Genomic DNA, 22,049 nt, shown 5'->3' on the forward strand with positions numbered 1-22,049 from the left:
TCAAAAGAGGTTGTGCCATGATTAAGAGAATAAAGCTGCGAACACTGCTCATAGGGGGAATTATCACCCTCTTTTTTGCTGTATTGATGGGGAGAGTATTCTGGCTGCAGGTCGTTCAGGCGGATTTCTGGCAAGAGCATGCGGAGAAGCTTTGGTCCACCAAGAAGACTTTGCCAGCCACGCGGGGCACGATTACAGACCGAAACGGGGATGTGCTGGCGGTGGATGCGCCGGCGTATACAGTAGCCGTCAATCCTGAAATTATTAATAAATATCAACTTCAGGACGAGATTGCCGTAGGCCTTAGCAAGGTTCTTGGCAAAAATGAGAGTGAACTGCGGGATATTATCGGGGCAGAAAAAGCCGATGGTAGTGGTTATTACGCCCAGCGTGAGGTGCGCAACGAAGGTTGGAAGATTGACCAGGAGTTGCGCGATCAGGTGCAGATCTTCATCAATGAATTGAAGGAGAAGCATAACAAGCTGGAGGACGTGGGCGTTTATCTGATTAAGGATCAGAAGCGATATTATCCTAAACATAGCCTGGCTGCTCATGTACTGGGTTACACAGATCGGGAGGGCAATGCTGTCTCGGGTCTTGAGGCTTACTTTGATGAACAACTAAAGGGCACTGATGGATCACTAGAGTATAAACGGGACGGGCGGGGGATTGAGATCCCGAAGGCCAGTGAGATATACACGCCAGTTCAGAACGGCGATGACCTGAAGCTGACGATCGATTATACCATTCAATATTATATCGAAAAGGCGATGCAAGAGGCCTTCGCCCAGCTTCAGCCAATCAGTATGACAGTCATTGCAGCGGACCCAAATACGATGGAAATCCTCGGTATGGCCAATATGCCTACTTATGATCCAAACGAATATTGGGCAGATGTGGACCAGAAGAACTTTTACAATCATGCCATCAAGTCGGTTTATGAACCGGGTTCGACTTTTAAGATCATTACCTTGGCCGGAGCGGTTGAAGAGAACTTGTTGAATCCTAACGCGACATACAAATCGGGGAGCATTCGGGTCCCCGGGCAAACGATTCATGACTTGAGAAGATCAGGTTGGGGCGAAATCAGTTATCTGGAAGGGATTAAGCGCTCCAGTAACGTTGCCTTTGTTAAATTGGGATATGAGATGCTGGGTCCCGAACGGCTGAAAGCTTATGTAGATCAGTTCGGTTTTGGTCAGAAGACCGGGATTGAGTTACCCGGCGAATCCAAAGGGATTGTAAACCCGGTTCAACAGGCTGACTATGCAGCGATGGCTTATGGGCATGGTAAGCTTCTGGTTACGCCGCTGCAACAGATTGCTGCCGTATCGGCGATTGCCAATGGAGGTCGACTGATGGAGCCTCATATCGTCAAATCCATTACAGATACACAAACTGGAGAAACGGTAAAAACGGAACCTAAGTTAATCCGACAAGTGATTACTCCTGAAAAAGCGAAGGAAGTCGGCAGTTACCTGGAGCAAGTTGTATCTGACCGCGAAATCGGTACGGGTCGCCATGCTTACATCGAAGGCTACCGAATCGCTGGTAAAACGGGGACCGCAATTAAACCGGTCAATGGGGTATACGATTATACGAAGCAGGTCGTTTCCTTTATTGGCTATGCACCAGTAGATGATCCGAAGATCGCTATCATTGTATTGATTGATGAACCCAAGGATTCGGAGCTGGGCGGGGGGACAGCGGCGGCCCCGGTATTTAAGGAAATTGTCAGCCAAACGCTTCAATATATGGGCGTACCTAAAAGCACAGAAGGCGATGCGGCAAAGGGACCAGGTAAGGTTAGCAGCGCACGAAAGGTACCCGATCTCAAAAAGTTGGCTGTGCTCGATGCGAAGAAAAAGCTGGTGGATGAGCAAATCTCCTATGCTACCCTTGGAACGGGCACGGAAGTGATCTCACAGTTTCCAAAAGCAGGCAGTATTTTGAAATCGGGTCAATTCGTATACCTGCTGACCGAGGATGGAGCGGCAATTAATGTGCCTAATCTGAAGGGGGAATCGCTCAGGGATGCCGTGGAACTGCTCTCCATCTTGCAGATTCCGGTTACGGCGCAAGGCGAAGGGTACGTGGTATCTCAGCAGGTGATTGAAGACAATGGTGGAAGAAGAGTTGAATTGACGCTGAGGCCTCCAGATCATGAGGAGGACGGCGAAGACGAAGAAGCTTCTGACGGTGAGCAAGAACAGGGAGAAACGACGGAAGAAGCAGCAAATACAGACAGTGGCGATGCCGGCGGAGACTCTCCGTAGCTTGTTCTAACCCCAGGTTGTCCTGAATACTCATGAGATGAGAACATTCATGTGTCAGGGTAGATAGGAGGGCAACCTGTGAAAATTTCCAAGCTTACTGTCAGAAGAAGATTGTTCTGGCTCTTGATGATGATGTGTGTGTTGTTTACCGCACTTGCCATGCGCCTGGCTTATGTACAGATTGGGAAGGGGGCGGAGTTGTCTGCCAAGGCGGAGGACTCATGGCGCCGCAATATTCCTTATTCCGCCAAGCGTGGAGAGATTAGCGACCGCAGTGGCAATGTGCTCGCTTATAATATTACAACACCTACCGTTATGGCTATTCCGGTGCAAGTCAAGAACCCGGAGCAGACGGCTAAAAGCCTGGCACCTCTGCTGGATATGGGTGAAGACGTCATCTTCAAATCAATCACCAAGAGACAATCTATAGTCAGACTTCAGCCCGGTGGACGCAAAATTACGATGGAGAAAGCGCAGCAAATTCGTGATTTGGCTCTGCCGGGCATTGTTGTCGCGGAGGACAACAAACGCTATTATCCCTTTGGCGGATTGGCGGCTCATATTCTCGGGTTCACCGGGGGTTACAGCCAAGGACTGACCGGCGTCGAGAGCAAATATGATGAGCTGCTTAGCGGAATGAATGGAAGTGTCTCTTATTTGTCGGATGCGGGCGGACGTCTGATGCCTGGCTCTTCGGAGAAATACGTGGAGCCAAAGGATGGACTTAACTTAACCTTGACCATCGACAAGACGGTGCAAAGCATCATCGAACGCGAACTGGATCAAGCCATGAACCGACTGCAAGCCGACTCGGCCTTGACGATCGCGATGAATCCCAAGACTGGCGAAATTTTAGGTATGGCTGCTAGGCCCGGTTATGAACCGGGAGCCTACCAGGAATATGAGGCCGAAGTGTACAATCGTAATTTGCCGATTTGGATGACCTATGAGCCGGGCTCCACCTTCAAGATAATTACGCTCGCCGCAGCCCTGGAGGAGAAGAAGGTTGATTTGCTGAATGATCGCTTCTTTGATCCCGGATACGTGAAGGTGGGCGGAGCGACGCTTCGTTGCTGGAAGAAGGGCGGGCACGGCAGCCAAACCTTCTTGCAGGTGGTAGAGAACTCTTGTAACCCAGGCTTTGTAGCTCTGGGGCAGCGTCTGGGTAAGGAGAAGCTGTTCGAATACATTCGTGACTTCGGGTTTGGCAGCAAAACCGGTATTGACCTGAACGGTGAAGAAAATGGTATTTTGTTCAAATTGCCTCAGGTGGGGCCGGTGGAACTGGCGACAACTTCATTTGGCCAAGGGGTATCAGTGACCCCGATTCAGCAAATTACTGCGGTGTCTGCTGCGATTAATGGTGGCAAGCTTTACAAGCCTTATGTAGCAAAAGCATGGACTCATCCAGAGACGGGAGAGGTGGTCTCTGAGACCAAGCCTGAGCTGGTACGTCAGGTTATCTCGGAGGAGACCTCAGAGCGTGTTCGTACGGCCCTGGAAAGCGTAGTGGCCAACGGCACGGGTGGCAATGCCTTTATCGACGGATACCGGGTTGGCGGGAAGACAGGAACAGCACAAAAAGTCATCAATGGCCGGTACTCTCCAAACGAACATATCGTGTCCTTCATTGGATTCGCCCCGGCGGATGATCCGCAAATCGTTGTGTATACGGCGGTAGATAATCCCCAAGGCATTCAGTTCGGCGGTGTGGTGGCGGCACCAATCGTCCGTAATATTATGGAAGATGCGTTGGAATATTTGAAGATTCCTCCACGCCAGCAACAGGTAGCCAAGAAATATAAGTATGGGGAAACACCTATCGTTACTGTGCCAGACCTGATTGGCCATACTGCTGCGGAGATCTATGAAGATATGAATATGAACTTCAATCTGGCGAAGTCGGGGGCAGGCAACGTGGTCATTAATCAAGCTCCGAAGGCAGGGGCACGGGTAGAAAAAGGGTCAACCATTCGTATTTATATGGGGAAGGAAGCGGATGCGGAGCAATTGCATAATCATCGTGAATAAATTTCCTGAACTTTGCAATATTTGGTGATAATATAGAGTGAGTGTATTGCTCTATGAGTCAACATAGAGAACGTTGTTGAATTTAACGGAGGGGTATCTATGCAGCTTAAGGAATTGGCGACTTATTTGATGGCATCACAAATTCAGGGCGACGAAAGTACGGCGTGTACGGGCATCGTCATCGACTCGCGGAGAGTGCAGCAGGGTGATTTGTTTATTTGCCTGCCTGGACATACGGTGGATGGGCATGATTATGCTCAGCAAGCTGCCGATTTGGGCGCAGCCGCGCTTGTAGTGGAGCGGTGGCTGGAGGGCGTGGCCCTTCCTCAATTGAAGGTGAAGGATAGCCGGGTAGCCATGTCGATCCTGGCTGGAGTGTACTTCAAATCGCCAAGCTCGCGAATGAAGGTGATCGGGGTTACCGGCACGAACGGTAAAACGACGACGACGTATTTAATCGAACGTATCTTGCAGGATCAGAAGCACAAGACCGGTCTGATCGGCACGATTCAGCGTCGCTTCGCCGGACAGACGTTCCCGATGTCCGGAACGACCCCGGAATCGCTTGAGTTGCAGTCCTATCTGCATGATATGGCCGATGCCGGTGGTGAGTACTGCGTGATGGAGGTATCCTCCCATGCGCTGCATCAGGGGCGGGTAAAAGGAACGGCCTTCCGTACCGCCATATTCACCAACCTGACGCAAGATCATCTGGACTACCATAAGACGATGGAGGAGTACCGGGGAGCGAAGGCCTTGTTCTTCTCCCGGCTGGGCAACACGTATGCGGACAGCTCTGATAAGCGCAGTTATGCGGTGCTGAATGCAGATGATGAGGCTAGCGCTTATTTTGCCAAGCAGACAGCGGCGGAGACGATTTTGTACGGAGTGGACCATCAGGCGGATGTTCGGGCATCCGCTATTTCCGTCACGTCCAAGGGAACCTCGTTTCATGTAGAGACTTTTTGCGGGAGTACGGACATTACCTTGAAGATGGTTGGGAAGTTTAATGTATATAATGCCCTTGCTGCAATCTCGGCTGCTTTGCTGGAAGGGATTGGACTTGAGCAAATCAAGACGAGTCTTGAAGCGATCCACGGGGTCGAAGGACGTGTGGAAGCGGTGGACGAAGGTCAGCCCTTTGCTGTCATTGTTGATTATGCCCATACCCCGGATGGACTGGAGAACGTGCTCCGTACCGTGAATGAATTTGCCAAGGGACGTGTCATTTGTGTCTTTGGCTGTGGCGGAGACCGGGACCGTACGAAGCGTCCGTTAATGGGACAAATTGCCGCCAAATATGCGCAGCATGTCATCATTACCTCCGATAATCCGCGGACCGAAAGCCCAGATGCCATCCTGCTAGATATTGAGCAAGGGTTGGTGAAGGATGGTGTGCCGGAAGATCGCTATGAGCTTGTGGTAGACCGCCATAAGGCCATTCAAAAGGCTATTGAAATGGCAAGCCATGACGATGTAGTATTGATTGCGGGGAAGGGTCATGAGACCTACCAATTGATCGGCTCCAAGGTATTTGATTTTGATGATCGAATTGTAGCCAGAGAAGCGATAAGGGGTTTGGCGAAGTGATTAAGAAAAGTTTAGCGGACATTGCCGCCATGTGCGGTGGACAGCTACAAAATTCAGCGGATTCGTCACTCTCCATTGAGGGCGTTGTTACAGATTCGCGGCAAATTACGGCGGGCTGCTTGTTCGTTCCGCTCGTGGGCGAGCGTTTTGACGGACATCAATTCGCTGCTGATTGTCTCGGGGCTGGCGCAAGCGCCTGCTTATGGGAGCAAACGAAGGGAACACCGCCAGGACCTGCGGTGCTGGTGGACGATACGCTGGTAGCGCTCCAGAGGCTTGCCAAGGCGTACCGGGATGAGACAGGAGTCAAGGTAGTTGGTATAACGGGAAGCAACGGGAAGACGACGACCAAGGACCTGGTATTTGCCCTCTTGTGCAAGAAATATAAAGTTCATAAGACTCAAGGCAATTTCAATAATCATATCGGCTTGCCGCTGACCCTGCTGGCCATGCCGGAGGAGACGGAGATTACGGTGCTGGAGATGGGGATGAGCGGCCGCCACGAAATCGAGCTGTTGTCGAGGCTCGGAGAGCCGGAGACGGCCATTGTGACTAACATTGGAGAATCCCATCTGCTTCAGCTTGGCTCGCGGGAGGAGATTGCTCGGGCCAAACTGGAAATTCTTGCAGGAATGAAGCCGGGGGGACTACTTGTTTACAACGGGGACGAACCTCTCATTGCCAGTGCCTTGGCAGAGCAGGGGACGACCAAGCCAGAGCGCCTTCAGACCATGACCTTCGGCCTGACGCCGCATAATGATCTGTATCCTTCCGGAATGATGTTCATGGACAACCGTACGCTCTTTACACCATGCGGGGAACAGGCTGATCCTGTGGAGCTGCCGCTCTTGGGAGAGCATAACGTATCGAATGCTCTGGCGGCTATCGCTATTGCTCGCCATTACGGTGTGGACGAAGCCTCCATCCGCAAGGGCCTGGGCGAAGCAGAACTAACGGGCATGCGTATTGAGATCGTAGTTGGGGAGAACGGAATTACAGTGCTTAACGATGCCTACAATGCTAGTCCCACTTCGATGAAAGCCGCGATTGGTGTTCTGGGGACTATGAAAGGCTATGGCCGAAAAATTGCTGTTCTGGGAGATATGCTGGAACTCGGACCGGATGAAGAAGCTTATCATTACGAAGTAGGAGCTTCCCTGACGGCGGACAAGGCGGATATGCTGTTCACCTATGGCCCGCTCTCCGGGCACATTGCCCGAGGAGCACAGGAGCATTTGACACCCTCCAGCATCCATGCATATACTGATAAGTCTGAGTTGATAGGCAAGCTGATTGAACATTTACATCCTCAAGATGTCGTCCTGGTCAAGGCCTCCAGAGGCATGAGACTCGAAGAGGTCGTTGAAGCCGTCAAATACAGCAAGCTTGACCAACCATAACACCGGCGAAAGGGGGGAGACCCATGGATTTTGGACTGATTTTATTAACGATAGGCGTTTCATTTATCTTGGCCGTTATTTCGGCTCCGTTAATTATTCCGCTGCTAAGAAGGTTAAAGTTCGGGCAGCAGATTCGCGGAGAAGGGCCGGAAAGCCATCAGAAAAAGGCGGGTACGCCTACGATGGGCGGCATCATTATTCTACTCGCATTTACACTCTCGTATCTGAAATTTTCTGTAGTTAATACGGATTTTTACGTGCTTCTGGTCGCTGCATTAGGCTTTGGATTAATTGGTTTTCTGGATGATTACATCAAGATTATCTTTAAACGATCCTTGGGACTAACGCCCGCACAGAAAATGATCGGGCAGTTGCTGCTCGCCGGTATCATATGCGTTCTGTTAATTACGGAAGGTCATAGTACAGCGATTGGCATCCCGGGAACAAAGATGTTCCTCGATTTTGGACCCTGGTTTTATTATCCCTTTATCGTATTTATGCTCATTGCGGTAACGAATGCCGTTAACTTTACTGATGGGCTGGATGGTCTGTTATCTGGCGTTAGTGCGATCGCGCTGGGGGCATTTGCCGTCGTTGCGATGCAGGTCACTTCACTACCCGCAGCGGTTTGTGCGGCAGCCATGATTGGAGCGGTGTTGGGCTTTCTCGTCTTCAATGCGCATCCGGCCAAGGTATTCATGGGTGATACCGGTTCGCTTGGAATCGGTGGGGCGATTGGAGCCATTGCAATCATTACCAAAACCGAGCTGCTGTTTCTGGTCATCGGGGGCATCTTCGTTATCGAGATGTTGTCGGTTGTCATTCAGATCATCTCGTTTAAAACCCGAGGGAAACGGGTATTTAAAATGAGTCCGATTCATCATCACTTTGAATTGTCGGGCTGGTCGGAGTGGCGCGTAGTGGTCACATTTTGGGCTGCTGGCCTGATATTGGCAGTGATCGGACTTTATTTGAACAAGGGGCTGTAATTGATGAAGCATCCAGACGAATACCGGGGGCGTGAGGTTGTCGTTCTCGGTCTGGCCAAGAGCGGCGTTCAGGTCGCCAAAACGTTGCATTGCCACGGCGCCGTCGTGACGGTCAACGACAAGAAGGAAAGGGAACAATGTCCCGAAGCATCCGAACTGGAAGCTTTGGGAATTTCTGTTGTATGCGGAGGGCATCCGGATGGGCTTGTCCATCAAGGTGTAGCCTTGGTGGTCAAGAATCCCGGAATTCCTTATACGGCTCCCCCTGTAGCTAAAGCGCAGGAATTGGGCCTTGAGGTAGTTACGGAAGTGGAAATTGCCTATCTACTCAGCCCGGCGCCGATCATCGGCATCACGGGCTCTAATGGCAAGACCACAACCACAACCTGGGTCGGACGCATGCTGGAAGCGGTGGGCCTCCATCCCATTGTGGCGGGTAACATTGGTACTCCGCTCTGTGAAGCGGCGGAGGCAGCAGATGCAGAGCACTGGCTGGTTGCTGAGCTTAGCAGCTTCCAGTTGAAGGGAACCGGGCAGTTCCGTCCGGAGGTGGCGTGCCTGCTAAATATAACTGAGACACATCTGGACTACCATGGCACGATGGAGGATTATGTCTCATCCAAGGCCAAGCTGTTCGCCAATCAACGGGAGACGGACCGGGCGGTTATCAATTGGGATGACCCGACATGCCGGGAACTGGTTCCATACATTCGCGCCAAGCTCATTCCCTTCTCCATGACGGAGGAATTGCTAACCGAAGGCGTGTATGTTCATCCGGCCTATGTGCCGGGGCAGGAGGACGGGCTGCCAAGAAGCGTCATCTACCGAGATGCTAACGGTGAAGTGCAGCATATCGTTAATGTGGATGAAATTGCTTTGCCTGGTCGGTTCAATGTGGAGAATGCCCTGGCAGCCGTGGCGATTTCCATTGCGGCAGGAGCGTTGCCGGAGGCGCTGTCTGAGCCGCTGCGCACGTTCCGAGGGGTAGAACATCGACTGGAATTCGTGGCTGAGAAGAATGAGGTTACATATTACAACAATTCCAAGGCAACCAATTCCAAAGCGACCTTGATGGCGCTGGATGCTCTGCATGAGGGGATTGTCCTGATTGCAGGGGGGCTGGACCGCGGGTCGGACTATATGGAACTACTGCCGGCCTTCAAGGCGAAGGTGAAGGCTATTGTCGCCTTAGGGCAAACAAAGGAAAAAATCGCGCGCGTGTCCGAGCTGGCGGGTCTATCCCGCATCGTGCTGGTCGATAATGGAGACAGCGCCGCAGATACGTTGCGTGACGCGCTGAAGGAGGCGGCCGCCCTGGCGGAGCCGGGAGACATCGTATTGCTCTCACCGGCTTGCGCAAGTTGGGATATGTTCGCTTCCTATGAAGAGCGTGGACGCATTTTTAAAGAGGCGGTGCATACCCTTTAAGTAGGGGGGTGGAAAAGCCCCTACTTTCTGTTAAGAGGTGGCATCCACGATGGGCAAGGGCCGTACGGCGCCGGATTTTTGGATGATGGTCAGCATACTTGGGCTGCTCGCCATCGGAATTGTGATGGTGTATAGCGCGGGTTCGGTACTCGCTTTCCATGATTACGGCGATTCTTTTTATTTTGTAAAACGGCAGTTACTGTTTGCTGTGCTGGGCTTGGCTGCCATGTTCTTCATGATGAACTTTGATTACCGCTTATTGCGAAAATACGCAAAGATAGGTCTATTGTTATGCTTTGTACTGCTAATCGCCGTGCTTATTCCCGGTATCGGCGTCGTTCGAGGTGGGGCAAGGAGCTGGCTGGGCATCAGTTCCTTTGGCATTCAGCCTTCCGAGTTTATGAAGCTGGGCATGATTCTATTTCTCTCCTATTGGCTTAGTAAGGAGAATTACAGAATCACTCACTTTACGAGAGGTTTGTTACCTCCCCTCGGCGTGATTGGACTTGCCTTTGGCCTGATCATGCTTCAACCTGACCTGGGCACTGGAACGGTGATGCTGGGAGCTGCGCTGTTGATCGTGTTTACGGCGGGAGCGCGAATCAGGCATTTGGCTGGCTTGGCCGGTATAGGAGTGCTGGGGTTTGCCGGTTTGATCCTTGCGGCGCCCTATCGACTGCAGCGGATTACCGCATTTCTCGACCCTTGGTCTGATCCCTTGGGTGCAGGCTATCAAATTATTCAATCTTTGTACGCCATCGGCCCTGGGGGCTTGGCGGGTCTGGGACTTGGCATGAGTCGGCAGAAATACAGCTATGTTCCGGAACCGCAAACTGACTTTATCTTCTCCATCCTTACGGAGGAGCTAGGCTTCATCGGTGGACTGCTAGTGCTGCTGTTGTTCCTGATCCTGGTCTGGAGAGGGATGAGAGTAGCCATGACGCTTGACGATGCATTCGGCAGTCTCCTGGCTGTTGGTATTGTCGGTATGGTGGCGGTTCAGGTCGTCATTAACATCGGCGTAGTCATTGGCATGATGCCGGTGACAGGTATTACGCTGCCGCTAATCAGCTATGGGGGGTCGTCGCTGACCCTGATGCTGACGGCGCTAGGCATTCTATTAAATTTATCCCGTTATGCGAGGTGAGACTATGCGCGTCGTACTGAGTGGCGGCGGTACCGGAGGACATATATACCCGGCGCTCGCTGTTGCAAGCCAATGCGCTACGGAATTTCCCGGCTGTGAGTTTCTCTATATCGGTGGCCAGCGAGGGTTGGAAAGTTCGCTGGTACCGAAGCAGGATATTCCGTTTGAAGCAATTGATATTACCGGCTTCCGCAGGAAGCTGTCTTTGGATAATGTAAAAACAGTTATGCGGTTTCTCAAGGGGGTTCGCACCTCGAAAAAGCTGCTTCGCGAATTCAAGCCTGATGTAGTCATCGGTACAGGTGGCTATGTTTGCGGTCCGGTTGTGTATGCGGCGGCAAAGCTGGGCATTCCAAGCATCATTCACGAGCAGAATGCCGTTCCCGGTCTGACGAACCGTTTTCTAAGCAAATATGTCTCGGCAGTGGCCGTCAGCTTTGAGGATTCAGAATCTGCATTTCCTGCTGCTCGCCGCGTCGTGTACACGGGGAATCCGCGGGCAACAACCGTATACGCAGCCGACAAGGACAAGGGGTTCGAGACACTGGGCTTGCCTGCCAGTAGTTCCGTGGTGCTTGTCGTGGGCGGCAGCCGAGGAGCAAGGGCTATTAATGAGGCGATGATCGAGATGGCTCCGCTTCTGCGTAACTCTCCGCATTTGCAATACGTATACGTAACAGGCGAAAGTTATTATGCCTCGACGGTGGAGGCGATCCAGGCGAAGACAGGTGAGCTTCCAGCTAATCTGCGGGTGCTGCCGTATGTGCACAACATGCCTGAGGTATTGGCGTGCACCTCGCTGATCGTGAACCGTGCCGGGGCTTCTTTTTTGGCCGAAATTACGGCCTTGGGCCTACCGGCAATTCTGATTCCGTCACCGAACGTGACTAACAATCACCAAGAGAAGAACGCACGCTCGTTGGAGCGTTCCGGTGCGGCCAAGGTTATCCTGGAGCCGGAACTCTCCGGTTCCAATCTGTATGCAGTGGTTGAACAGGTGATGGGCGATCACGCGCTGCAGGTGTCCATGTCTTCTGCCTCCCGTACCTTGGGCAAACCGGAGGCGGCTCGTCTGGTTGTGGAAGAAATGCAAAGGCTGGTTTGAAAAAAACGCACATCGGAAGCATAAGCCTCGGGACTGGGCGATTGTCACACTCTTTCCCGGGAAGGCATAAGATACTCTATACATCGTGACAAACCACACGGAGCCCGGAAGCAAGAAAATAGATGGCATCCATAGCCTGGGTGTCTGGCGCTTTTCCGCCATTCAAGTCAAGGAGGTTTTACGATGCAGCAGTGGTTATCGAAATTGGCCCGGCTGGAGGTCGGAGAGATTTTACCCGATGAGCCGATGTCAAAACATACAACATGGAAAATCGGCGGCCCGGCAGACGCGATGATTGTTCCCCAGAATGTCCGGCAGTTGCAAGAATTGATTCGGCTGCTACACGAAGAGCAAATCCCGTGGATGACGGTGGGCAAAGGCTCTAATATGCTGGTGTCCGATAAGGGGATTCGCGGTTGCGTCATTCGGCTTGGCGGGGATCTGGAGAGTATCGCGATTGATGGTGTGGCAATCTCCGCTGGCGGGGGTGCCTCGTTCGTCCGGTTAAGCGTGATGGCGGGCAAGGCGGGGCTGACGGGTCTGGAATTTGCCGGGGGCATTCCGGGTACGGTTGGCGGTGCCGTCTATATGAATGCAGGGGCTCATGGGTCGGATGTGTCACGAATATTCAAATCCGCTGACATTGTTCTGGAGACAGGTGAATTGGTAACTTATACCGCAAGCGACATGAAGTTTGCCTACCGGCATTCCATCTTGCATGAACAGCGCGGCATCGTGGCTGAGGCCCGGTTGTCGCTGGCTGCCGGGGACAGGTTGGAGATTGCGGCAGCCATGGCGACGTACAAGGACCGACGGCGTAAAACTCAGCCGCTCACTCAGCCGTGTTGCGGCAGTGTCTTCCGTAATCCGCAGGACGATCATGCAGCAAGGCTTATCGAAGCGGCGGGACTCAAGGGAATGAAGGTCGGCGGAGCCGAAGTATCTACGCTGCATGCCAATTTCATCGTCAATACCGGGCAAGCGACAGCAGAGGACGTTCTTGCGCTCATGGAGAAGATCAAGGCCGTGGTAGCCGATCAGTTCGGTGTAGCCCTGGTGCCAGAGGTTTTCTACGTGGGTGAACGGTAAACTCGGAGGTGATACATTGGACAAATTGGTGATTGAAGGCGGGAGACCCCTCTCAGGAACCATTCGTATCCATGGAGCGAAAAATGCTGCACTGCCGATTCTGGCGGCTAGTCTGCTGGCAGAAGGCAAAGTACAACTTCGAAATGTCCCCCGTCTGCTCGATATTGATGTCATGCTGGGCATTCTAGGCCGTTTGGGCTGCAGGACCGTGCACTTGGGGGAGACGGTCACCGTGGATACGGGAAGTGCGGATTCCAGCCACGTGCCGGAGGACCTGATGAAGCAGATGCGTTCCTCCATCTTCCTGATGGGACCTTTACTAGCCAGATTTGGTGAGGCGTGCATTTATCAGCCTGGAGGATGTGCGATCGGAGAGCGTAAAATTGATTTGCACTTAAAAGGGCTGGAAGCCCTGGGTGCCAAGATTGAGGAGTATGACCAACAGATCTGGTGCAGGGCAGGCAAACTGGTCGGCAGCGATATCCATCTGGATTTTCCGAGCGTGGGTGCTACGGAGAATATTATGATGGCCGCGGCGCTGGCCGAAGGTACTACGATTTTGACCAATGCGGCCCGTGAGCCTGAGATTCAGGATTTACAGAACTTTCTTAACGCGATGGGCGCCAGCATTATGGGGGCAGGCACAGATACGATTACGATTCGTGGGGTAAAACGTCTTCATCCTTGCGATTATGAGGTCATCCCCGACCGCATTGTTGCCGGAACTGCCTTGCTTGCTGTCGCGGCGACACGTGGCAGTGTAACGCTGACCCATTGCAACCCGGCCCATTTGACCTCGCTTTTGCACGTGCTCAAGCGGTCCGGTGTTCAAATCGGAGCTTCCGATGATATAATAACGATAAGCAGCGCAGGGCGTCTCAAGGCGGTGGAGCGAATTGTTACTTCGCCATATCCTTCTTTTCCTACGGACCTGCAGTCCCAGGTGATGGTGTTGCTGTCTTTATCAGACGGACTTAGCGTTATGAAAGAAACAGTGTTTGAAGGTAGATTCAAGCATGTTGATGAACTTGTTCGCATGGGTGCCGATATTTCGGTAGACTTGAACTCTGCGTTTATCCGTGGGGTGCCTCGGCTTTACGGGGCGACTGTAGAGGCGACAGACTTGAGAGCCGGAGCCGCACTGGTCATCGCAGGCCTGGCGGCACAAGGTAAGACGGTTGTTGAACAGGTTCACCATATTGATCGCGGTTATGATCGGATTGAACATATGTTCCAGCGGCTTGGAGGCGCGGTGCATCGCGAAGCTCCCGCATTGAAGCTGGACCTTGCGTAGACGGTATGATGCATGGGTGCCATGCCTTGGCCTGATCAGGGTCCCCTCCCTATGGAGGGGATACAGGGCTTTGTAATACTTATTCAGAAAGTTGCGGAGAAATGACATGCCAAAAGCTAATGTTCCTGTATTGAAAACGCCGGTGCCGAAGAAGAAAGGTGGCCGGAAAATCAAGATCATTCTCATACTCTTGTTCATCTCTTTGCTGTGTGTTCTGTTCTTCCGCTCGTCCTTAAGCAAGATATCGGTTATTACGTTTGAAGGCAACGAGTATATAACAAGCGGAGAGTTATTGCTGGCCAGCGGGGTGGAGGTCGGGTCACCGTTCTTTGCCGTCAGCTCTGATCATGTAGCTCAAAGGCTGGAAGAGATTCCGGCGGTGCAGCAGGCTACGGTGAACAAGACGTTCCCCGGCAATGTGAAGGTGCTCATCGAGGAATATCCGATTGCGGCTTACCAGTTGACTGCCGATGGCACGTTGCAAGGGCTGTTGGCCAATGGAACGAAGGTTGAGCTGGGGAATGGTTCCATGCCGGTGGACAAGCCCATATTGACAGGCTGGGAAGCAGATGAGGAGACCTTGGCCAAGCTATGTCTGACTCTCTCGCAGATTCCGAGTGAGCTTACAGCGGACATTTCTGAAATTGTACCGTCACCAACCTTGTCTTATCCGGACCGGATCAAGATGTACACCAGATCCCAATTCGAGATCATTTCTGCGGTGTCTCTTCTGGCCAAAAAGGCCGGATATATGAACGAGATTTTGCAAGTTCAGGACCCCGGGAGACTCACGATGCTGGACGCGGATTCCTACGTTCCGTACGAATCGCTGGAGAACGGTAGTGACAAGGAAAATGATACTACTCATGAGTGAAAAACAATGTTAAAATACGTTTTATGGGCAGCTTGCCGACCTCCCTCTTTTTTCTTCTGATTTTGCTTACAATACGTGTTTAAAAAGTCGGGTTTATAGGACCAAGAAGTTTGGATAAAGTAGGGACGTCAGTAGCGGAGCTACACGTTTTCGGAGAAAACGACTTCGGAAGCATAGCTACGTGAGCAACTGAAATGTTTCTGAAGGAAACATACTACGGAAGCATATGCTAGGCCCGGCTGAATTCAAGATTCGACGCCCGAAACTACTTCTCGGACAGCTTTGTTCTGGAAAGATGACTTTTTAAACAACCTCGTACAAGGCAAGAGCTGAGATTTAGGTTTCAGGTACTTCATGCCTAGTTCTTTGTATAAAGTTGGAAGTCAAAAAATTTGTAGAAAAAAGAGGGAAAGATTAAATGGCGTTGAATATGTAGAGAGTGAATCCAACACGGCAAGTATATTTGATTGGGAAATAGGAGGTGCCAGGGGCTTGAGTAACAATGACATCATTGTTAGTTTGGACATCGGTACATCCAAAGTTCGTGCTATTATTGGGGAAATTAATAATGGAACCTTTAATATTATTGGGGTTGGGTCTGCCGACTCGGAAGGCATTCGAAAAGGTGCGATTGTAGATATTGACCAGACGGTACAATCGATTCGCAGTGCTGTGGATCATGCGGAACGGATGGTAGGTATTCAAATATCGGAAGTATATGTCGGCATTTCGGGAAATCATATCGGACTCCAAACGAGCCACGGGGTTGTAGCCGTACAAAATGAAGACCGGGAAATTGGTGAGGAGGATATCGACCGCGTTCTTAAAGCGGCCGAAGTCATTGCCTTGCCGCCGGAACGTGAGATTATCGATGTTGTAGCAAAACAATATGTAGTGGACGGGCTTGAGGGGATCTCTGATCCTCGCGGGATGATTGGAGTACGTCTGGAAGTTGAGGCGACCATCATTACCGGTGCCAAGACAGCTATTCATAACTTACTTCGTTGCGTGGAGAAATCCGGCTTGAAAGTGAAGGATCTCGTATTGCTGTCGCTGGGCTCCGGCCAATTGGCGTTGTCCAAGGATGAGAAGACTATGGGGTCTGTGCTTGTGGATATTGGTGCTGGCTCTACCACGATCGCTGTATTTGAAAGCGGCACGATCGTATCGACATCCACGCTTCCGATTGGGGGAGAATTTATAACGAACGACATTGCCTACGGTCTCCGGACGTTAACGGATCAGGCGGAGAAGGCCAAACTGAAATATGGCTGTGCTTCGATTGAGGATGCGGCGGCGGACGTGACCTTCAAGGTAACGCGTATCGGCAGCAATGTGGACAAGGAGTTTACGCAGGAGGATTTGGCTGCAATCGCGGAACCACGCGTGCAGGAAATTTTCCAACTGATTCATCAGGAAGTGAAGCGTCTTGGCTACGCGGAGCAGCCCGGAGGGTTCATACTCACCGGGGGGACGGCCTCGATGCCTGGATTACTTAAGATTGCCCAGGAAGAGCTATCAGCGTCTGTACGTGTTGCGGTTCCCGATTATATCGGGGTTCGTGATCCTGCGTTCACAGGTGGGGTAGGTATCCTCTACAAGGTCATCAAGAATATTCGCGTGCGTAACAACACGGGGAGCCCCAAGAAGTCGGCTAACCGGACCAAATCTCCGGGGGCGCAAGAAGCCGCACGGAATAAGACAGGCCTGATGGAACGGCTAAAAAATATATTCAGTGAATTCATATAGTTGGTTCTGGGATGATAAACGGGCCATCCACGCACATTGAGGGGGAGATGGAAGAGTATGTTGGAATTTGATTTTGAAATGGAGAGCTTGGCTCAAATCAAGGTTATCGGAGTTGGCGGCGGTGGAAGCAATGCCGTCAACCGGATGATTGAAAATGGTGTACAAGGCGTAGAATTCATTACGGTGAATACAGATGCGCAAGCATTGCATCTGGCCAAATCCGAGCATAAATTGCAAATCGGAGACAAGCTTACGCGTGGACTCGGAGCCGGAGCAAATCCGGAGGTCGGCAAGAAAGCGGCTGAAGAATCCCGCGATTTGATTGCGAATACGTTGAAGGGTGCGGACATGGTGTTCGTTACCGCTGGAATGGGCGGTGGTACCGGTACGGGTGCTGCGCCGGTCATTGCTGAAATTGCCAGAGAGTGTGGAGCGTTGACGGTTGGGGTAGTTACGAGACCGTTTACGTTTGAAGGACGCAAGCGTTCTTCCCAGGCTGTACTGGGTATCGAAGCTTTGAAGGAAAAAGTGGACACGCTGATCGTTATTCCAAACGATCGCTTGCTTGAGATCGTGGACAAGAAGACACCGATGCTGGAAGCATTCCGTGAAGCGGATAATGTCTTGCGTCAGGCGGTACAAGGTATCTCTGATCTGATCGCCGTACCTGGTTTGATCAACTTGGACTTTGCGGACGTGAAGACGATCATGACAGAACGTGGATCGGCTCTGATGGGAATTGGACTGGCTACTGGCGAGAATCGTGCGGCTGAAGCAGCACGCAAAGCGATCATGAGTCCGTTGCTGGAGACTTCCATCGAAGGTGCTCGTGGCGTGATCATGAATATTACCGGCGGGGCGAACCTGTCGTTGTATGAGGTTAATGAGGCTGCTGAAATCGTTATTGCTGCTTCCGATCCGGAAGTAAATATGATTTTTGGTGCCATCATTGATGAGGATATGAAGGAAGAGATCAAGGTGACGGTCATTGCCACTGGGTTTGAGCATAAGGATATGAGTCATCTGAACCGCAAACCGACAGCTACGGCTCCGGGTGCTCCAGGTACCTCAAGTGCTCCAAGTACACCAGAGTCCCAAGATAACCGTCAGGCTCCGTCGTTGAGACCTTTTGGAAACTCATCCAATAGTGATCAACTGGACATTCCGACATTTCTGCGCAATCGTTCCCGGAATAATAACGAGTAGATAGAAATTACCGTTTCGTCTTCCCCGAGACCTTGGCCCCCAGTGGGCTAAGGTCTTTTTTGCGATGGTTTATCCCTCTAGGCTTTCCTCTACTGGAGTTGGCCGGTTCCTCTTTCTTTACTATCTCTATACTCGACAAAATTAGTGGCTTTTTGCTTGCAATTTTAGACAGACTTTATAAATGTTTCTCTTTATACTGATAAGCATCTCCCCAGGCAGGTGAATGCCGTTGATAGTCTATATCGATCTTATATTCGCGATGAACCTAGCCATTGATGCTTGTTTATTGCTGGCTACGGCATGGCTACGCAAGCAGAAGGTTATTCTCTGGCGTGTCATTCTCTCGGCTGTGGTGGGAGCTTTATATGTGGTGATGATGTTTTTACCGGAACTGGATTTTATGTTTACTTTTCTGGTGAAGTTTCTTTTCTCTGTCATCATGTTGTGGGTCGCCTTTGGATTTGGAAGCTTACAAAATTATTTAAGAAATATGGGCGCGTTCTATATCGTTAACTTTGTGGCGGCGGGCGGAATTGTAGGCATTCATTATATGCTGCAGGATCGCGGAGAGGTCTGGAGCGGAATTTGGTATTCGGCTTCCGGAGGCCTTGGTTTTTCGCTGCAAATCGGTACAGCCTTTATGGTGGTGTGCTTCATCATTGTGTTGTTATGGTTCCGGCGGGTTATGGCCGCTAGGCAAAGGCAGGAGAGGATTACCACCTTTCTGGCGGAAGTCGAGGTGCGTCTGGAGGGGCTGGTGATTGCCTGTACAGGTCTGATTGATACGGGGAACCAGTTATCCGATCCGCTTAGCGGCTTACCGGTGATGGTAATGGAGGCATCGCTGTGGGAAGAGGTTCTACCTGCTGCCTATCAGGGAAAGCTGGCTCATGAGCGAGCGGACAACCTCATTCTCGAATGGTCAGAGGCGGAGGCCTTTCCATGGCCCAATCGGTTGCGCCTGGTTCCTTATCGGGGTGTAAACCGAAATGCCCAATTCATGCTGGCTTTGAAGCCGGATGAGGTAACAGTACGTTTGGATGGGTGTGTTTACCGGTCCACACGTGTATTGATTGGTTGGGATGGCGGCCGTCTATCGGCAGAAGGTGCTTATCGGGCTATTATTCATCCAGCCCTGGTTGAAACGGCGGAAGCGGGCGAGACCCACGAATCTATGCTGAATACCGTCAGCAAAACGGGAACGTAATATGGGAGGACAGAGGATATGCGTGTAAAGTGGAAAATGATGCTGCAACTTCAATACTACCGGTTACTGTTTCTTTTGGGACTAAAAAGTGAAGAAATCTATTATATTGGCGGAAGTGAAGCACTGCCGCCCCCACTGACGCGCGAAGAGGAGGAGTATCTGCTTCAGCGCCTTCCGGGCGGGGACTCAAGTATTCGGGCCATGTTGATTGAGCGTAATTTACGCCTGGTCGTTTATATTGCTCGTAAGTTCGAGAACACTGGAATCAATATTGAGGATCTGGTGTCCATTGGAGCCATTGGTTTGATCAAGGCGGTGAATACCTTTGACCCGGAGAAGAAAATCAAGCTGGCCACTTACGCCTCCCGTTGCATTGAAAATGAAATTTTGATGTATCTGCGGCGTAATAGCAAAATCCGTAGCGAGGTTTCTTTTGATGAGCCGCTTAATATCGATTGGGATGGTAATGAATTGCTGCTGTCAGACGTGCTTGGCACGGAGAATGATACGATATATCGCAATATTGAGGAGCAGGTGGACCGGAAGCTCTTGCACAAGGCATTGGACAAATTAACCGAGCGTGAGCGAATGATTATGGAGCTGCGATTTGGTCTGGTGGATGGTGACGAGAAGACGCAAAAGGATGTGGCTGATCTGCTGGGCATTTCACAATCTTACATTTCCAGACTGGAAAAGCGTATCATTAAACGGCTGCGTAAGGAATTCAACAAGATGGTATAGCCGGAATAAAAATGCAGTCCGGGGAGATACTGATCATTAGTTTCTCCTTGGGAGGTTAAGACACGATGACCCGAAATAAAGTTGAAATTTGCGGCGTAGATACCGCCAAGTTACCCGTATTGACCAATGTGGAAATGCGAGAGCTATTCCGCTCCTTGCAGCAGGACCACGTAAGATCCGCCAGAGAAAAGCTTGTCAATGGCAATCTGAGGCTCGTGCTGAGTGTTATCCAGCGATTCAACAATCGCGGGGAATATGTGGACGACCTGTTCCAGGTCGGCTGTATCGGACTCATGAAAGCCATCGATAATTTTGACTTATCGCAAAACGTGAAATTCTCTACCTATGCGGTGCCGATGATTATCGGGGAAATCCGCCGGTACTTGCGGGACAACAACCCGATTCGCGTATCCCGTAGTCTGCGTGACATCGCTTATAAGGCTTTGCAAATGCGGGATAGCTTAACCAACCGCAATTCACGTGAGCCTACGATCTTTGAAATTTCCGAGGCGCTGGGGATACCGAAGGAAGACGTCGTATTTGCCTTGGACGCCATTCAGGACCCCGTCTCCTTGTTTGAACCGATTTATCATGATGGGGGCGACCCGATCTACGTCATGGATCAAATTAGTGATGACAGGAACAAAGATGTCTCCTGGATTGAGGAGATTGCACTTCGGGAAGCGATGCAGCGGTTGGGCAGACGCGAGAAGATGATCTTGTCCATGCGCTTCTTTGAGGGAAAGACGCAGATGGAGGTGGCCGACGAAATTGGCATCTCCCAGGCTCAGGTCTCCCGGCTTGAGAAGTCCGCCATTTTACAAATGCAGAAGCATGTGAAGTCGTAGAAGTTGGACCGGCCCCGTCAGGGGCCTTTTTCATGTGGAGGGACGGCAAATGGTTGTGAACAAGGCCACACCGCAGGGGGCCATTTCCCTGTATTATGAAAGCAAAGGGCAAGCTCCGAATGTAATATGAAAAGGGTGGAGGGCGAACAACATGAACTATTGCATAGGTGAGTTTTCTTCACTGCTAGGAATTTCCAGAGATACGCTGAGATTGTATGAGAAGCATGATATTGTTAAACCGATGAAAGACGAGAATAACAACTACCGGTATTTTAACGACCTGGATGCCCGGGATATGCTCATGAGCCGATGGTATCGCAGCTTGCAAATTCCTTTGCAGGACGTAGCTCAATTGATCAAGGAATCTCCACTGGATAAGATTCTTGATAGCGTAGAGGAGAGCAGGAGCCAACTGACTGAAGATATTCGCCGAAGTACCATGCTGCTGGGCAAACTTGATGAGCTGGCCAAGGAAATCCAGGGTATCGAAGGCAATCTTCTCCAATGTAAGCTGAAGGAGAGACCTGGATTATACCGAATTCAACAGACTGACAAAAATAACTTGCTGGATACAAAGGGCACCGAGGGAGTTATCAATACGCTGATGGAATGGTTGCCCTATACATTCTATTGCTTCCGTATTGAGCGGGAAGTGTTCGTTTCGGAATCGTTCAGCCTGGATTATGGCTGGGGCCTGACAATCTCCGAGGAGGATGTCCGCCTATTAAATATGGAATTGGAAGAAGGGATACTGGAATATATTCCACCTTCCACTTGTTTGTCTGCAATCATTCTGTCACCCAATGAGGAACACTTTACGAAGGATATTCTCCAATTCATGATAGATGCTCTGGAGGAGCAAGGGCTAGCTGTGGCTGGTGATGTGACCGGGAGATTAATGCTGACCGAGAAGAGGGATGGAGTCAAGCGCTCTTATCTTGAGATCTTAATCCCCGCAGAGTAGACGATAACAATCTTATTTGAACGCCCTATTGACCTTGGTGTTGGACCAAGGTTTATGCTTTGAAGAGAAGCCGATTTTTAGCTAAATATATGTGAAAATAATCACATTAAT

17 protein-coding genes are annotated in these 22,049 nt (G+C 51.0%); all 17 read left to right on the forward strand.

The features are described from left to right. The first annotated feature begins 17 nt into the window (after nucleotides 1-17). On the forward strand, nucleotides 18-2,276 hold the full coding sequence (locus tag AC1VOR_RS08005) for a penicillin-binding transpeptidase domain-containing protein (protein WP_482617078.1): 2,259 nt from the start codon (nucleotides 18-20) through the stop codon (nucleotides 2,274-2,276). Between the two features lie 78 nt (nucleotides 2,277-2,354). After that, nucleotides 2,355-4,307 carry a stage V sporulation protein D gene (locus tag AC1VOR_RS08010; protein WP_482617080.1) on the forward strand — a complete coding sequence of 651 codons (1,953 nt, stop codon included), beginning with the start codon at nucleotides 2,355-2,357 and terminating at the stop codon, nucleotides 4,305-4,307. A 99-nt stretch (nucleotides 4,308-4,406) separates the two neighbouring features. Beyond that, nucleotides 4,407-5,897, forward strand: a complete 1,491-nt coding sequence (locus tag AC1VOR_RS08015) for a UDP-N-acetylmuramoyl-L-alanyl-D-glutamate--2,6-diaminopimelate ligase (protein WP_482617082.1) — start codon at nucleotides 4,407-4,409, stop codon at nucleotides 5,895-5,897. Then, nucleotides 5,894-7,297: a UDP-N-acetylmuramoyl-tripeptide--D-alanyl-D-alanine ligase gene (locus AC1VOR_RS08020; protein ID WP_482617083.1), complete on the forward strand. Its 1,404-nt coding sequence runs from the start codon at nucleotides 5,894-5,896 to the stop codon at nucleotides 7,295-7,297. Before AC1VOR_RS08015 ends, AC1VOR_RS08020 begins: the two co-directional genes overlap by 4 nt. 23 nt (nucleotides 7,298-7,320) lie before the next feature. Beyond that, the gene (gene mraY / locus AC1VOR_RS08025) at nucleotides 7,321-8,286 is read left to right on the forward strand and encodes a phospho-N-acetylmuramoyl-pentapeptide-transferase (RefSeq protein WP_482617084.1); all 966 of its coding nucleotides are present in this window, start codon (nucleotides 7,321-7,323) and stop codon (nucleotides 8,284-8,286) included. A gap of 3 nt (nucleotides 8,287-8,289) precedes the next feature. Continuing rightward, nucleotides 8,290-9,714 carry a UDP-N-acetylmuramoyl-L-alanine--D-glutamate ligase gene (murD, locus tag AC1VOR_RS08030; protein WP_482617086.1) on the forward strand — a complete coding sequence of 475 codons (1,425 nt, stop codon included), beginning with the start codon at nucleotides 8,290-8,292 and terminating at the stop codon, nucleotides 9,712-9,714. 49 nt (nucleotides 9,715-9,763) lie between these two features. Then, nucleotides 9,764-10,861, forward strand: coding sequence for a stage V sporulation protein E (gene spoVE, locus AC1VOR_RS08035; protein WP_482617088.1), 1,098 nt, complete (start codon nucleotides 9,764-9,766; stop codon nucleotides 10,859-10,861). A 4-nt stretch (nucleotides 10,862-10,865) separates the two neighbouring features. Continuing rightward, nucleotides 10,866-11,966, forward strand: a complete 1,101-nt coding sequence (gene murG / locus AC1VOR_RS08040; protein ID WP_482617089.1) for an undecaprenyldiphospho-muramoylpentapeptide beta-N-acetylglucosaminyltransferase — start codon at nucleotides 10,866-10,868, stop codon at nucleotides 11,964-11,966. Nucleotides 11,967-12,149: 183 nt separating this feature from the next. Further along, nucleotides 12,150-13,055 (forward strand): UDP-N-acetylmuramate dehydrogenase, encoded by a 906-nt coding sequence (murB, locus tag AC1VOR_RS08045; protein WP_482617091.1) that lies wholly within the window; start codon nucleotides 12,150-12,152, stop codon nucleotides 13,053-13,055. 16 nt (nucleotides 13,056-13,071) lie between these two features. Continuing rightward, the gene (murA, locus tag AC1VOR_RS08050; protein WP_482617093.1) at nucleotides 13,072-14,349 is read left to right on the forward strand and encodes a UDP-N-acetylglucosamine 1-carboxyvinyltransferase; all 1,278 of its coding nucleotides are present in this window, start codon (nucleotides 13,072-13,074) and stop codon (nucleotides 14,347-14,349) included. Between the two features lie 106 nt (nucleotides 14,350-14,455). Continuing rightward, on the forward strand, nucleotides 14,456-15,223 hold the full coding sequence (locus tag AC1VOR_RS08055; RefSeq protein ID WP_482617095.1) for a cell division protein FtsQ/DivIB: 768 nt from the start codon (nucleotides 14,456-14,458) through the stop codon (nucleotides 15,221-15,223). Between the two features lie 492 nt (nucleotides 15,224-15,715). Continuing rightward, nucleotides 15,716-16,972, forward strand: a complete 1,257-nt coding sequence (ftsA, locus tag AC1VOR_RS08060; RefSeq protein WP_059054472.1) for a cell division protein FtsA — start codon at nucleotides 15,716-15,718, stop codon at nucleotides 16,970-16,972. Nucleotides 16,973-17,029: 57 nt separating this feature from the next. Beyond that, complete coding sequence (gene ftsZ / locus AC1VOR_RS08065; protein WP_482617097.1) at nucleotides 17,030-18,178, forward strand: cell division protein FtsZ; 1,149 nt, start codon at nucleotides 17,030-17,032, stop codon at nucleotides 18,176-18,178. A gap of 229 nt (nucleotides 18,179-18,407) precedes the next feature. Then, nucleotides 18,408-19,385 (forward strand): sigma-E processing peptidase SpoIIGA, encoded by a 978-nt coding sequence (gene spoIIGA / locus AC1VOR_RS08070; protein ID WP_482617098.1) that lies wholly within the window; start codon nucleotides 18,408-18,410, stop codon nucleotides 19,383-19,385. A gap of 18 nt (nucleotides 19,386-19,403) precedes the next feature. Next, nucleotides 19,404-20,126 carry an RNA polymerase sporulation sigma factor SigE gene (sigE, locus tag AC1VOR_RS08075; RefSeq protein WP_018753244.1) on the forward strand — a complete coding sequence of 241 codons (723 nt, stop codon included), beginning with the start codon at nucleotides 19,404-19,406 and terminating at the stop codon, nucleotides 20,124-20,126. Nucleotides 20,127-20,191: 65 nt separating this feature from the next. After that, nucleotides 20,192-20,974: an RNA polymerase sporulation sigma factor SigG gene (sigG, locus tag AC1VOR_RS08080; protein WP_059052187.1), complete on the forward strand. Its 783-nt coding sequence runs from the start codon at nucleotides 20,192-20,194 to the stop codon at nucleotides 20,972-20,974. A gap of 151 nt (nucleotides 20,975-21,125) precedes the next feature. After that, on the forward strand, nucleotides 21,126-21,938 hold the full coding sequence (locus AC1VOR_RS08085) for a MerR family transcriptional regulator (protein WP_482617099.1): 813 nt from the start codon (nucleotides 21,126-21,128) through the stop codon (nucleotides 21,936-21,938). Nucleotides 21,939-22,049: the final 111 nt, after the last annotated feature.

This window comes from Paenibacillus sp. 1SOY10 (genome assembly GCF_056836745.1).